This window comes from Candidatus Binatia bacterium, assembly GCA_029243485.1.
GTDB lineage: Bacteria > Desulfobacterota > Binatia > UBA12015 > UBA12015 > VGTG01.
Genome location: JAQWRY010000036.1, coordinates 1 through 14,045 on the forward strand (window position 1 = coordinate 1; position 14,045 = coordinate 14,045).

A 14,045-nucleotide genomic window follows, 5' to 3' on the forward strand; every position below is an offset into this window, starting at 1 on the left:
TCCACGAAGCGCCTTATCCAGCACCTCCTTCACCGCCGCCTTGTAATCATCGGTGATGAAGTCGTTCACCAAATTGCGCCCAAGCACTTCAGCCTTGTCAAAACCAGTGATCCGCGCCGCGGTTTGGTTCCATTCGTTGACCCGCCCCTCCGCATCGATTCCGATGATCGGAGCATTCGCGGTGTCAATCAACCGGGTCAGGTCATCGGCCGTGCGCTCCTGCTCTGCCCGGGCTCGCGCCAATTCCGTGATATCCTTCGCCGTTAGGTAAATGCGCTTACTTTCCGGATCCGCCGTTGCCGCCCACTGGATCCAAGAAAACTTCCCGGGCTCGCGAACGATCCGGTTCCGGAAGTCCGCAACCTTCTCTCTACTCCCTATCTCGGCGAAGAACTCGGCCGTCGGGGCTCGGTCGTCGGGGTGTACCAGATCCAAGAATCGAGTTCCCACAAGAGCCTCATCATCGCGCCCCAGCGACCGACTCCATGAAGAGTTGATCTGCCGTATGTGACCCGCGGCATCGACAACGCAAAGTAAGGGCTCCGTCGACGCGTCAGGACTGGAAAGTCCAACCTCAAGCGCTTCCCTCTCCGATTGACCAATCGAACCAGTCGAAGAGCCGTTTGTTGCAGCGTCACTTAGCTTCGACAAGGCGAAGTACCTCCTCGGCCAGGGTAAGCGGGTCGAAGGGCTTACCGATGACGCCAACGGCGCCAAGCTCCATGAGCTCCGCGATCTCGGCGGCCTGGATCCGCGCGGTTATGAATATTACTGGCTGATCTGCCAATGAATCACAGTTTTTTATTTTGGCAAGGGTGGCTGGCCCATCCATATCTGGCATCATCACGTCGAGGAGGGTCAGGTCAGGTTGATGCTCGAGCGCAAGTTCCACACCCCGGGCGCCAGAGTTAGCCATGACTACCTCCCAGCCGACCGTTTTCCGCATACTGAGCGCCGTGATCTGCCTGAGATCATCGTCATCATCTATCAAAAGAACCTTTTTGATCATCATATTGTCTCCAAACGCAGCGTTGAACGCGGTCCTCCCGACACCACTTCCGTTCAGTACTCGCGGTCGATCTCCGGCGTGTCCTCCTTGCCGCAGCGTTGTGTGAGCGACGAGACATTTTAATTGAACCACCAGTTCAACGCGTTCTTCATGCATTCTGATGTTCTAGGCCAGCAGACGAAGAGTTCGTCGCTTACAGGGTACAGGGCACTATCTCAGGCCCCGCAACTAGCTCGCGCCTTCGTGGGGTATGGAAGAAGTTCGCTCGAGCAGGTTGCGAACCTCGCGCTCCAGGGCTTCGCTGGAGAACGGCTTCTGCAAGAAAGATCTGCACTCGTTGAGGTCGAGATCGACGAGACGCTCCGGGTCTGTGTAGCCCGAGACAAACAGCACGGCTGCGCCGGGATGGAGTTCGAGCAGTGACGAAGCCAGTTCAGGACCCTGCAGCCCCGGCATGACGACATCCGTGAGAACGAGATCGACGGACCCGGTATGATTTTCGGCTACCTCAAGTGCCTGCTCGCCGCTCTCGGCAATCAGCACGTAGTATCCCTTGTTTTCGAGCAGTCCGGAGGTGACACGACGCACAGCGGGCTCATCCTCCACAACGAGAATCGTTTCGCCCCGCCCGCTCTCCTGCGTGCGTGAAGCCCGGACGTCCGGGGGCCATGCGGGGTCCGCCTCCACGACCGGAAGATGAATGGAAAAACACGAGCCTTTGCCCGGGGAGGATTCGACCTCGAGAAACCCGTGGTGCTGGGTCACGATGCCGTGCACCACCGACAGCCCGAGCCCCGTCCCCTTGCCCGGCCCTTTGGTTGTAAAGAATGGCTCGAAGACGCGATCGCGCGTGGCTTCGTCCATGCCGCCCCCCGTATCACTCACTCGCAGGGCCACATGGGGTTTCGCGGAGGCCGCGGACTTGGTGATGGAACTCGGGAGGGTCCGCACCTCCGTCACCTCGAGCCGGAGCGTTCCTCCCCCGGGCATCGCGTCACATGCGTTGAGCACCAGATTCATTAGCACTTGCTCGATCTGTCCGTGCCCTGCCCGCACCTTTCCGACCAAGCCCTGGGTCTCGATCTCGACGCGAATCTGCTCGCCGGCTGCGCGTTCGATCATCCGGCGCACGCCTTCGACCACACTAAGGGGCTCGAGAGTCTCCAGCACGACCGCCTGCTTGCGACTGTAAGCCAGGAGCTGACCCGTCACGCTTGCGGCGCGTTCGGTCGCGCCCTGTGCCTCACTCAACCACGAGAGCTGTGTCTCGGTCATCGAACCCGGCGAATCGAGCACCAGTTCGACGTTGCCGCCGATCACCGTGAGCAGGTTGTTGAAGTCGTGTGCAACGCCTCCGGCGAGTTGCCCGACCGATTCCAGACGTTGGGCGTGTTGCAGCTCAGCTTCGAGTAGTTTGCGTTCCTCTTCGATGCGGCTTCGCGTACCGAGCTCGCGGCTCAGTTGATCGTGCGCGGTTTGTAGCTCGAGCGTGCGCTCGGCTACGCGAAGATCGAGCGCGCGCCGTGTGTCGTCGGCATCCGCCAGCGCTACTTCGAGTTGCCCCTGGCGCTCCCTGAGCTCGTTTGCTTGGCGTTCGACCCGCAGCCGATAGTCTTCGTGGCCCTGCTCGACTCGCAAAAGCAGTTGGCGCATCGTAATACCGAGACCCAGAAGCACGATTACCGCCAAGATCTGGGTCAAGAGCGAATCATCACTGGTGCCCAGAGCATCCTGTTCGCGAACGGCGAATCCGATAAAGGCCATCGTGACCAGGACGCCGAGAACCGTAGGGCTGTGTCTACTGCGCCGCGGGAAGAACAGGAACGGGAACAGGATCAGCGCCAGGAGCCAGAAATGAACGCCGAAGTCTCGTCCCAGGTAATAGGATTGTGCTCCGACAGCCAACAGGCCCACACCGGTAATCGACAGCGCGGCCGCGTACGCGTTCCCGCGGGCCTGAAGCCAGACCACGAGGCTCATAGAGGTTAGGAAGACCGTAGTACCGAGAACGGTCTGCTCCCTACCACTCAGTACCATCACCGGGATCGATACAAGCGCGACTGCGGTGCACATCAAGACGCCAGCGTTCAGGGTCCGAACCCGCTGGGCATCAAATTCGCTTCCCGTCTCGTCGATTCCGGTCTCGAGGAGTTTTCTGGTCAGGCCCATCAATTTATCTCCGCGTCCTCTCAGGCAGCGTAGGTTCCATCACGAGGTCGTACTTCGCACCGCGAGAGCGCCTGGCGTGGAGCGCTCCAGCCAGAGCGAAACGTTTCTAATTTTACCGGCTTACCAGAATCGCCCCACAAGGTACGGGCACGGAATCGCGAAATCGATCGGCAACGCGATTGGAGATTATCTACCGCACACCCTGTTCGTGTTCCACCAGAAATACAATTCGACGCTCGAGAGGTTGCTCTACTCCTTCGAGCCTGCGCAGCGAGAACCTGTACTTCACGCTTCACAATACCTCAGGGCTTCGAGAAGCCGCAACGTTTTCTAGATATGACGGAAAGCTGTGGATCGCCAAGGTGAAAAGGGCGGCGCACCCTTCCTTGTGAACAACAATCACAAGGCCCTGGGTTGGAGCCGAGGGGAGAAGGAGTACCCCACCCGTGTCGAAAGTAGTGGAAAAGAACGTCGAGGACGAGACCCCGAACTTAGAGGCGCTGGCCCGGGAGGGAGCGCGTCGAATGCTGCCGACGACGCCGGAAGCGGAGGTCGCGGAGGACATCACGGCCGACGAAGGCGAGCGCGACGAGGACGGCCATGCCGTCGTCGTCCGCAACGGGCGCAAGCAGGCGCGGACGATCGTGACTGGATCGGGAACGATCGAGATCGAAGCGCCTCGAGTGAACGACAAGCGCGTGATCGAGGGTGAGCGGCAGCGGTTTACGAGCAGGATCCTGCCGCCGTACATGCGGCGGTCACCGAAGGTGGATGAAGTGCTGCCGATCTTCTACCTGCGCGGCCTGTCGACCTGAGATTTCGGTGAAGCGATCCCGGCGCTGCTGGGCTGTCGGCGACGACCATCACGCGGCGGACGAACCAGTGGGAGTCGGAGAACGAGGAGTTTCAAAAGCGAGACCTCTCAGACTGGGAGCACGTGTACGTGCGGGTCGATGGCATCCACGTAAACATGCCGCGCGAAGGCGACCGCGTGTGCCTGCGGGTGAGGATCGGAGCGCGTGCCGACGGTACGAAGGAACTGAACGCCGTCGACGACGGTTGCCGAGAGAGCAAGGAGAGCTGGGCGGCGATACTACGCGGGCTCAAGAGCCGTGGGCTCGAAGCTCCGGTCGTAGCTGTCGGTGACGGCGCACTCGGCTTCCGGGCTGCGCTGCGCGAGGTGTGGCCGGAGACGTGAGAGCAGCGGTGCTGGGTGCATCGGCTGGCGAACCTACTCGACAAGCTTCCCAAGCTCCTCCAGGGCCGCGCCAAGTCGGCCCTGCACGAGGTCATGAACTTCGAGACGAAGACGGAATTCAACTGGAGAAAAAGGAAAAACGCGCCGTCTGATCAAACCCGATCCACAGGATTTGCGAATATCTCAAGACGCCCGAATAGCGCTAGCCGCTCGGGGCTCTGCACGCGCGAACTGGCCACTCCGGACAAGAGCGTCAGGGCCCGATGGGTTCCGCCGTCCTCGTGCCCGGCGGACGTGGGGCTAGGGCTGTACCGGTTGGGAGTGCGGGAAAGTCCATTGGCCTTCGAGGATTTCGGCCCGCGGCTGATACAGGCGCACAATGTAATTCCAACCCTTCGTGAGCGGCAAGCAGTTGACGCGCTTGTCCGCGCAGCCACCAAAGTTGATTGTGAATGAGCCATCTGAGTTGGGGGTTCCGGAAATATTGTTGACACTGTAGGCGTCGAAGTCGTTCTTCTCGAAGTAGCCATCTTTGTTGTACATGCTGATCGACCAGAAGGCATCGACGGGCACGTCCTTTACCGTGATATGATATTTGCCCACAGGGAGTTCCGGGTTTACATTGAGGTAGTAGGCCTCTTCCGCCGGGAGCCCACCCCACCCGAAGGCGGAGCCGAGCAGGAAGCGCACTGGGTCTACGTCTTGCCGGTTACCGAACATCTTGCGGGTATCCGGGACTCCTTTGCTCAGTTCAAGTATTGGTTTGTAGGTGGCCCGGTAGCTGTCCATGTCGTACTGGGGCATTGTAAACGGGCTGGCAGAGGCGGCCGTAATCTTCATCTTGTCCTGGAGCGCATTCGCCGCCTCTACATCAGCGGGATCGGAAGCATTCACGAGCGTTCTTACCGCAAGCGCGACATAGGGAGTGTCGAATTCTTCGAGAGTCAGCTCGTGAGTGCCACCATCCTCGTAGATCTTGTTGATGTATCCGTCATTATTGACGACCATCATCGTCATGTAGCGCCCGTCGGTTTCGGGCAGTGTCACTGTCGCGCCCTTGCTGATGTCCACGACAGCGAAGCTATAAAGAGTGTCTCGGTTCATCCGAATGACGTTTTGCTTGTCGAGAGGCGTGGGTGCGCGGTTATGGCTCCAGCGGTTGACGCCACCTGTCGTCTTCGAAATCCGGCTCATCTGCATGTCGGTTTCGGCATGCGTAAAGTTGTCGACATTCACTGTGATTGGATGATCAGCGGCCCAAAGTGGTAACGCCCATAACGTGAGTGTGGCAGCGGTCAGGAGAGTTCGAATCGGGCTGGCGAGGTGACGGTCCAATGTGGGTCTCCTTGGCGAGAGTGCTTTTTTGCTCTCGCAGTGTGGCTACGTGAAGTTGTTCAGCCGGTCTTTTCGGAGCAAGCGACAGTTGTATTTGGGAACTTCGGTCCCATGACCAGGAATTTGGCCGTCTGCCTAGCAATAGATGGTCTGGGTCAATCTTGTAACCCTGACCTGCATAGATCCGTCGCGTGCCCGGCTCCTTCAGCGAGTTGCCTGAACGCCCCCATGACGGGGACAACGAGCAAAGGGAGCATAATGAATCGATTCCGCGGGTCATGTGTTGTGGCTTAGCTGCTCGTTCTAACTAGTTTAGCCTGTAGTTTCTCCGAACCCGAGCGGAACTCGCCGCCGCAAGGCGTGGATGCAGTGAACGATGGGGGGAAGCTCTGAGCCGTCCTCGCATACGATCCGCAAAAACCGTGAGGTAGCCGCGGTTCTTGCACTCGAAGTGCTTGCATCGAGGGCGACGCTCCTGATTCTGTGAATAGCTGTAGTCGAGATGCGTTTGGCTGCCCGGTCTCACGGCATCCCGGATCCGGTCGCCCCTCGGAGACGTACGACTACTGCCTCATCAACACGAACTGCGAATATGAGAGCGAGGCGGCATCGATTCTGGGTAAATCCTTCATCATTCTCCGGGATGACTATCCGCGTCTACGCGTTGCGCGCATTCGGGGAAAGACTTGCCAAGTGGCAGTAAACTGAAGCCGATATCTCTGGACGACGACCAGGTAAATCGAGGGAGGTAGGCAAGAAACTCGCCCGCGTCGTGCCCTTCCTGCGCCGTAGTGGCGCGACGGGCTCACCTAAACGCGCTGCGGGCTGAGCCCAACGGCTCTCTCCTCAGAAGTGATACGACAGCTCGCCGCCCCAGGTCCGCGGTTGACCGTAGAAGCGGTTCAACGTGCCCAGGATCTGGACGGGGATCGGGAAGACATTGTTGAAGTAGACCGAGTCGGTCAGGTTCGTGGCCCACAGGGCAACCTGAAACGCATCACTGCCGAAGTCGTACGAGAGCCGGGCGTTCACCAAGCTGTACGAAGACGACGTCGCGCCCGGGATCTCGGTACCGTAGTTCACGACCGAGCCTTGGTAGCTCCAGTCGACGCGCGGCGTGAGCCAGCCGCGAAGCCACTCGGGCCCCGGCGGCTCCACCTGCAACGAGTACTGGACGCCGAGATGGATCTGCGTCTCCGGGACGAACGGGAGCCGGTCGCCGGCGCGATCGATCGGCTCACCGGTGACCAGATTTTCTGCCAGGTAGCGGTCGAACTTAGCGTCGAGCAGCCCGACCGAACCATCTATCGCGAGCCCGTCGATGGGCAGCGCGTTGATCTCGAGCTCGATGCCCTTGATCGTGGACTCACCCGCGTTCGTCGTGATGACTGCGACCTGTGGGATGCAATCCGGGTTGTCGGGCGGGCATGGCTCCGCAAACACGGTCGGGAGCTGCATGTCGCTGTAGTCGGCGTAGAAGAGCGCGATGCTGGCGCGTAGCCGGCGGTCGAAGGTGATCGTCTTGAACCCGAGCTCGTAGGAGTCCACCGCTTCGGGATCAAACGTGCTCGCCTCCGCCGGATTGTCGGAACGGGCGCCGCCGTTGATCCCACCTGCCTTGAAGCCCTGCGCATAGGTGAAATAGCCCAGCAGATGCTCGATCGGTGCGTCGCCGAGCCACTCCTCCGGCATCGTGAGCGCGATGCTCCCCATCGGCGTCCATGCGTCGTAGTCCTTCTTGACGTCCTTGAAAGCCGCCCGAATCGCGTTCGGATTGTCCGCGCTACAGGGAGGATCCGAGCCGTCCTCACAAAGGCGAAGGTTCGTGACCAGCCGGGACAGCTCGCGGTTTTCGCGCGTGTAGCGCAGCCCGCCGGTGATAGACAGCCAATCGGTGGCATCCACGGTGGCCTGGCCGAAGAAGGCCCACGACATGTTGTCGGTATCGATGAGATTGTTCGTGCCTCCCCCGTTCAAGGCGCCGACGATCCCCGACAGCGGAAAGACATCGATGTCGGCGTTGGTGTGGACTTCTTCCTTGAAGAAGTAGCCGCCCACCACCCCGGCGACGCGGCCATCCCAGGCGTTGAAGTTCTCCTGCAATTCGGCGCTGAACTGTTGTGCGCTCGCCGGCTCCCCATTGAAGGTCCCCTCGCCGCCGACCTCCCCGAAGACGAAGAGACGCTCGGGGCCCAGATCCACGTCAGCACGCTCGCCCCAGCTCTGCTTGCGCCACGATCCCAGCACCTTCGTCTGGGTGTCCTCGAAGATCCACGCGTCCCCGGTATCCCAGGCCAGCGTTCCCCAGCTCCCCCAGCTGGTGGTCTCCTGAATCGCCCCGAGTTCCGATTCGAAGCGGTACGGGGCCGAGCGCTCCGGGTCCTGGCAGTAATCGTAGTAGGTCGGCGTGACCGAGCCCGGGACGTTGATGAAGATCGACTCCTGAATGTACTGGCACTGACCGCCCCGCCCCTTCGACCTCTGGGTCGACCAACTGCCCATCACATCCATCGTCACCGTGGTGGTCGGCTCGAAGCGCACCGAGCCGAGGAAGCTCAAGTCCTCGCGGTTGTTCCAGTACTCGTCGCGGAAGGCGTTGTAGGTGAATCCCTCCAGATTGCTCGAGCCAAAGCTGAGACGAGTCGCGAGCTTATCCTCGAGCCAGCCAGATCCGATCGGCAGGTTCAGCATCGCGCGGGTCTCGACCGTGCCGAAGGTGCCGGCGCGCACGCGCACGTCGGCGCTCAGCTCCTGATCGGGCTTCTGGGTGATCACGTTGACCGCACCGCCGACGGTGTTCTTGCCAAACAGCGTTCCTTGCGGACCGCGCAGCACCTCCAATGAAGCGATGTCGACCAACTCCAGCACTGAGCCCTGGGCTCGCGAGAGATAGACCCCGTCGACGTAGAGCCCCACCCCCTGGTCGAGAAAGACGTCGGGGCGGGCGCCGATGCCACGGATCAGGATCGACGCGTCGCGCCCGGTGCGGTTGTCGAGGATCACCAGGTTCGGCACGAAGCCCTCGAGCTGGTCGAGCTGCATGATCTGCCGATCCTGCAGCGTGCTCTGGTCGAACACCGTGATGGAGATCGGCGTATCCTCGAGCAGCTCGGCTCGCTTGCGAGCTTGAACGACGATCTCTTCGACCTGCCTCGCCTCGGATGGCGACAAGCCCGCGGCGGCGACGCCCTCCTGCTGGACCGCCTCCGCCTGCGCCTCCGGGGCGTCGATCTCGGCGTCCAAGCCTCCCACCGGCGGCGACTCGTCGACCACGCGCTGCATCTCTGCCCCGGAACCCTCGGTGGGGGTCTCCTGAGCCCCTGCCCAGGGGGGGGCCCCCACGAGCACAGAGATCATCAGCGAAAGGAGGACGCGCAGACAGGCGTGTCTCGAGACCTTGGCTCGGGTCGACTTCTTCATGTCCGCAGACTCCTACTTCGCCAGCTGGTTTCGGTGGGTGACCACGGGAATTCTTCTTTCAGAGAACAGGTCGAATGCCAAGTTTTTGAGTACGCACAAAGCCAAATGACTCCAACCGCGGCCGCAGAACCCGACTCCTCTACCCGCTTTCGCACCCCTGCGGCGCGAGGCTCCCGGTGTGGGCGAGACGCGGTGCGAGACCGCCGCCTCGGCTGGCCTAGCCCTACCCAGGCGGAAAGTCAGCGAGGGGTCGCGCCAGAGAGCTTCTGCTTGCGCGTGGAGCTCCAGACGATCTCGCTCGGCATCGACCGCACGGCGCATTTCGCGGCCGGACGCCGTACGAAGCGCTTCGAGAGAAGCTAAGCAGCAACAAATTGAAGGTGTCTCACGCTACTTGACACATCACACCACACCCCAGGCCCTCTTCTGTTCTTGTCGCCGGCCTACTTCTCCTCCTCGGAAACCTACACGAAGATGGCGGTGACAGCGGGCAATGGTGGCTTCCTCCCCTGGCAGCAGGGATTGGCCACCCGCTTTGGTCGCTTCCAGTTCGTGGCCGCGCGCGAACTCGGTGTGGACTGCGATTCGATCCGGTTCGACCTGCCCATCATCGAGCACCGCCCGTAGCGATCGTTCTCCAGCAATCAGAGCTCGGAGCTCCTGTTCGGGTTGTTCGCTGGAGCGGGCCTGCCGACCAATGCCAGCGTGGTCCTTGGAGGCCGTACATCGCCGTGAGGGCGATGTCGCCCGAGCCCGTCGACACGGCGTCGCTGCGCCCTTGCCGCCGCCCAATTCAGAAGCCGAACCCGAGGGCCGCTTGAGGGATCGCGAAGAAGATCAGTCCGGTTACCCAGATCGGGTACTGGCAGAGGAAGGCGACGCTCAACGGAGACCACCAAGATCGACTAAGGGTATGCCGTGCGGGAAACGTAGCATGCGATCTCGCACCGTAGAGGCCGTCTGGTGGCCTGATGTTGCGAAGCTCCGGACCGAGGAGGTGCTGCAGGCTGTAGTCGAGATGAACGGCCTATTCGCCCAGGTCCACGGGGAGCCGCCCCCGCGAAGCAAGGCCAGGCAGACCGTCGCATCCCGGCGAGGAGGCCACCGAATCTGCCGTATCCGCCAAAACCACCAGACGCCCGGCCCTCATGTGCCTCCGGTTGGACTCCGCCTGCAAACTAAGCGATGGGGAGGCATGCGGAGTTCGCAATGGGCCCGTGGCAACTGAGGCCAGAACACGCTTCATGAGACGTTTTCTGTCGCGATTTGCACTGGCTCTCCTGGGGTCGCTTTTGGCCTTCGGCTTCGGCGAATGGGTGGTGCGCCAGCAGATCCCGGTGGACGAGTCCGGACAACGCTGGGAGGGCCATACGCGATTGCCGCCCTGGCGCATGCCGATGCACGACATCCGCAATCGTCTGACGGCGCTCGACAATGGCGAGAGCCTTTTTCTCGTCGACGCCGATCTCGGTTGGCGCCCGCGACCCGGAGCCACCAGCCGCGACGGCCAGGTCCACATCGATTCCGCAGGCATCCGACGGAACGCCAACCCCGCGCTGGCACCCGAGGACACCCAACGCGCGCTACGGATCGTGACCGTCGGGGATTCGTTTACCTTTGGCGATGAAGTGCCGGACAACGAGACCTGGCCCGCCCAACTCGAGAGACTCCTGCGGCAAGACGGCGTGCCCGCCCGGGTCTTCAATCTCGGCACGAATGCCTACGGGATCGATCAAGCCATCCTTCGGCTGGCACGCGACGGCGCACCCCTGCGACCGGACGTCGTGATTCTGGGCCTGCAGCCCGAGAACCTCATGCGCAACGTCAATGTGCTGCGCCCCTTCTTTTTCCCCGACACTGCCCTGCCGCTATCGAAGCCCCGATTTATTCTGCGTGACGGCAAGCTGCGGCTGCGCAACCAACCCACGCTTACCCCGGACGAGATCCTGGAATTTTTGGAGAATCCGGCCAGCCATCCTCTCGCCCCGTACGAACAATGGCTGGATGAGCGTTACGAGGAATTCTTCTGGCAACAAAGCGCCCTGCTCTCCCTGCTCGCACAACGTCTGGCAGCCACAGACTCCACCCAGCCCGGCAAACGCGCCCGGCAGAACGACGACGAACGCTTTACGGACAGACGCCAGGCGGAAATGCTCCAATTGGGTACAGCTCTGCTCGAGAAGTTTGACAACGAAGCCCAAGCAATCGGGGCGCGCCCCCTGCTCGTCTACTTGCCGCGTCGCGCCGAGCTCGAAGCACAACTGGCCGGCGAAGAAGTCTGGTACGGCGACTGGCTGGCGCAGGCGACGACCGATCTCCCGAACCACCCGAATCTCTCCAACCTCCCGGGCCTCGCAGGTCATCCGATCGTCCGGCCCGAAGCCGGCATGACCGTGGCCAGTGACGATCGCTTTGCGCCCGGTGGCCACTACAGCGCCCAACAGAACCGCCGGGTCGCCCAAGCCATCCTGCGGGCGCTGCAGCCGACCCTCAGAAATTTTCGCGACGCTGCGCATCCTGGCGACGCTCGGCCAACTGTGACGCCCGCTGCTCGCTAGAGATCACCGGTTCGTCCGCCGGCAGAAACGCCCGAAGTTCAGCCAGCTTCACCACGCTTGCCTGCGGATGGTGCTCTTCGGGAACCTCGGGCGTCGCCAGACCATCGTAGCGCATCAGAATCACCCCGCGGGAAAAGGCTGTAGTCGAGATGAACGGCCTATTCGCCCAGGTCCACGGGGAGCCGCCCCCGCGGAGCCTGGAGCGAGGTCGAGTTCAGGACAGAGCCGCACCGGCATAACCGCAGAGCGGCAGCACTGTGATTCAGGCCGGAGGTCGCGACCTTTCCAACCCGGACACGTTTCTCACCGGGCAGTGTGAGCCGAATCGAGCCGATCCTTATCCGCACCATCGTCGTGAATCACTCGGATCCCGCGAACCACGACGAGATTACGCTCACACAGAAGAGGACGTTCGCAGAACCCTTTACAAGCTCTGCTGCAGCCTCGTGATCTTCGTCGCCTTCTGCATGGGAGCAGGCGGCCAATGCCCCACCGGCCCCTGGCCCTTCAAGCCCCTCGGCACCGAGAGTTTCAGTCGCCAGCAGATCCCGTGTGTCGCAAACCAAAACAAGGCGGCCGGCGATCTACTCGCCGCCACCCTGAAGGACCGATACGCCTGCGCCAAGGACGCAAGCCGCGGACGAACCGAACTCGCCAGCTGTCTCTCCCTCGACCGACGCGGCTGGATCCAGCGCGCCCGCGACAAATTCCTCGCCGCCGACCTCCTCTTCGACGATCTCTTCGCCGAGGGGCAACTCTCCGAACCTGACACAGCGGCGATTCTCTCCGCAAAAGAGCACCGAAACGCCAGTCGCTGCCAGATGAGCACCCTCTTCGCGGTCCGGAAGGTCGCTCAGGCCTCCAGGGCAAAGGCGATCCCATACGTGACGCCGCCGCGCAATGTGCCGTGCGTCGATGGTAGTTGTAGAAGTTGTCCCACTCCTTGAGTTTGGCTGCGAGATCGACATCGTCTTTGCACGTGAGCCGCTGATAGAATTCCTGCTTGTCGGTTCGGTGTGTGCGGGCACGACGCGAACCCTTGAAGTCCTGGTTGCGTTTGTCTTGGCGGCGCCGACGGCGCTCGGGGCCGATCCCTCCGACCTCTGGCGCTCTGCGCCGTCGAACACGCAGTCAGGAAGGTTCCCGGTCATTGCCTGGTGATTCCTGGCTCCCATTTCCTGGCGCTCCGATGTATTCGCCCGCCGGTCACGATCTCGTCACCGAACCGTCACAATCCAGGGGTAGCCTTCGAGCCATGAACGAGCTGGAGAGAATGCGCTGGGGCCGGTGGCCAGGTCTGCTTCTGGGGTTGTTGATCCCCGTCTGCGGTGCAGGACAAAGCTCGGCGGGAGAGGTCGACCCCTCAGTCCAAGTGCAGCTCGACGCCATGCGCGAGATGCTCGAGAAGCAGAACCAGGTCATTCGTCGTCAGTCGGAGGTGATCGAACGCTTGGAGAAGCGGCTCGATGACAATGCGATCGGTGCGAAGCCTGTCGCCGGACCGCCCCCCGAAGCGAAACCGGAGCCGAGACCAGCCGTGGTGTCGGCCGAGCCAAAGCCGTCCGCCCCGCGGCAGCCCAAGCCTTTCTCGCCCCCGGTTCACGAGGAAGATCCCATCCCTGTTGTCTCCCCCGACCAGCCTGCGTTGATCGAGGCTCGGATGGACGGAGATACGGCGGGGATGAAGGACGAAGAGGGCTTCGCCGGGTTCGAGGCCGGCTACGAGAACGGCCTCGTGGTCCGAACCAAAGACCCTGAGACCGCCAAGACACCGTTCGAGATGCGCATCAACGCGCGGATGCAGTTCCGATACACCTTGTTTGATCGAACCAAGGACGAGTGGGTCGACGGTACCGGGCGCATCCGACCAATCCAGAACCGCAGCGACTTCGAGATCGAGCGCGCGCGCCTCACCTTCTCAGGCTACGCGCTGTCGCCGCAGCTTCAGTACTTCATCAACCTCGATGGAGACACGGACGACAACCACCGCATCGTCCTCCACGACATGTGGTTCAACTACGAGTTCAACCGCTACGCCAACCTGCACATCGGCAAGGCGATGATCCCCGGCAGCCGCGACTGGCTGAACGGCTCGACGCGAACCCGTTTCGTCGATCGCTCGCTCACGACCACGTTCTTCCGGCCAGACCGGTCCGTCGGAATCTTCACGACGGGCGAGCCCGTCGACAACCTCTACTACGAGGTCATGATTGCAAACGGCATCGCGACGAGCGATCTCGATTTCGGGGAAGTCGACAAAAACTTCGCGTATTCGGGCACCGTGTTCTGGGATCCGTGGGGCAACTACGGCAAAGGCTACACCGATCTCGAGTGGCACGAGGACATCGCCGCGCTC

The 14,045-nt window shown here is 61.7% G+C and carries 11 protein-coding genes and 1 pseudogene; 6 read left to right on the plus strand and 6 right to left on the minus strand.

Translation table 11 applies throughout. The features are described 5' to 3' along the window. The 3 genes from P8R42_11735 to P8R42_11745 form a co-directional block, all read right to left on the minus strand. A partial coding sequence (locus tag P8R42_11735; GenBank protein ID MDG2305300.1) for a PAS domain S-box protein occupies window positions 1-651 on the minus strand: 651 nt, incomplete at its 3' end. Next, window positions 635-1,012 carry a response regulator gene (locus tag P8R42_11740; GenBank protein ID MDG2305301.1) on the minus strand — a complete coding sequence of 126 codons (378 nt, stop codon included), beginning with the start codon at window positions 1,010-1,012 and terminating at the stop codon, window positions 635-637. The genes P8R42_11735 and P8R42_11740, both read right to left, overlap by 17 nt. 225 nt (window positions 1,013-1,237) lie before the next feature. Beyond that, window positions 1,238-3,178: an ATP-binding protein gene (locus tag P8R42_11745; protein ID MDG2305302.1), complete on the minus strand. Its 1,941-nt coding sequence runs from the start codon at window positions 3,176-3,178 to the stop codon at window positions 1,238-1,240. Window positions 3,179-3,624: 446 nt separating this feature from the next. Between P8R42_11745 and P8R42_11750 the strand changes: the two genes are divergently transcribed. Together P8R42_11750 and P8R42_11755 are read left to right on the plus strand one after the other, a co-directional pair. Continuing rightward, complete coding sequence (locus P8R42_11750; GenBank protein MDG2305303.1) at window positions 3,625-3,993, plus strand: transposase; 369 nt, start codon at window positions 3,625-3,627, stop codon at window positions 3,991-3,993. Window positions 3,994-4,040: 47 nt separating this feature from the next. Continuing rightward, complete coding sequence (locus P8R42_11755; protein MDG2305304.1) at window positions 4,041-4,376, plus strand: transposase; 336 nt, start codon at window positions 4,041-4,043, stop codon at window positions 4,374-4,376. A 300-nt stretch (window positions 4,377-4,676) separates the two neighbouring features. On the opposite strand, the gene P8R42_11760 is transcribed toward P8R42_11755, so the two are convergent. Together P8R42_11760 and P8R42_11765 are read right to left on the minus strand one after the other, a co-directional pair. Beyond that, complete coding sequence (locus P8R42_11760; GenBank protein ID MDG2305305.1) at window positions 4,677-5,612, minus strand: DUF1254 domain-containing protein; 936 nt, start codon at window positions 5,610-5,612, stop codon at window positions 4,677-4,679. Between the two features lie 945 nt (window positions 5,613-6,557). Beyond that, window positions 6,558-9,131, minus strand: a complete 2,574-nt coding sequence (locus P8R42_11765) for a TonB-dependent receptor (protein MDG2305306.1) — start codon at window positions 9,129-9,131, stop codon at window positions 6,558-6,560. 474 nt (window positions 9,132-9,605) lie between these two features. On the opposite strand from P8R42_11765, the gene P8R42_11770 reads away from it, so the two are divergent. The 3 genes from P8R42_11770 to P8R42_11780 all read left to right on the plus strand — a co-directional run bounded on the left by P8R42_11770 (window position 9,606) and on the right by P8R42_11780 (window position 12,636). Next, complete coding sequence (locus tag P8R42_11770; protein MDG2305307.1) at window positions 9,606-9,758, plus strand: hypothetical protein; 153 nt, start codon at window positions 9,606-9,608, stop codon at window positions 9,756-9,758. Between the two features lie 617 nt (window positions 9,759-10,375). Next, the gene (locus P8R42_11775) at window positions 10,376-11,689 is read left to right on the plus strand and encodes a hypothetical protein (GenBank protein MDG2305308.1); all 1,314 of its coding nucleotides are present in this window, start codon (window positions 10,376-10,378) and stop codon (window positions 11,687-11,689) included. A gap of 446 nt (window positions 11,690-12,135) precedes the next feature. Then, window positions 12,136-12,636: a hypothetical protein gene (locus tag P8R42_11780; GenBank protein ID MDG2305309.1), complete on the plus strand. Its 501-nt coding sequence runs from the start codon at window positions 12,136-12,138 to the stop codon at window positions 12,634-12,636. Here P8R42_11780 and P8R42_11785 read toward each other — a convergent pair. Continuing rightward, window positions 12,602-12,712, minus strand: a pseudogene (locus tag P8R42_11785) (IS481 family transposase). The gene P8R42_11780 and the pseudogene P8R42_11785 sit on opposite strands and share 35 nt — an antisense overlap. 232 nt (window positions 12,713-12,944) lie before the next feature. Here P8R42_11785 and P8R42_11790 point away from each other — a divergent pair. Continuing rightward, a partial coding sequence (locus tag P8R42_11790; GenBank protein MDG2305310.1) for a porin occupies window positions 12,945-14,045 on the plus strand: 1,101 nt, incomplete at its 3' end.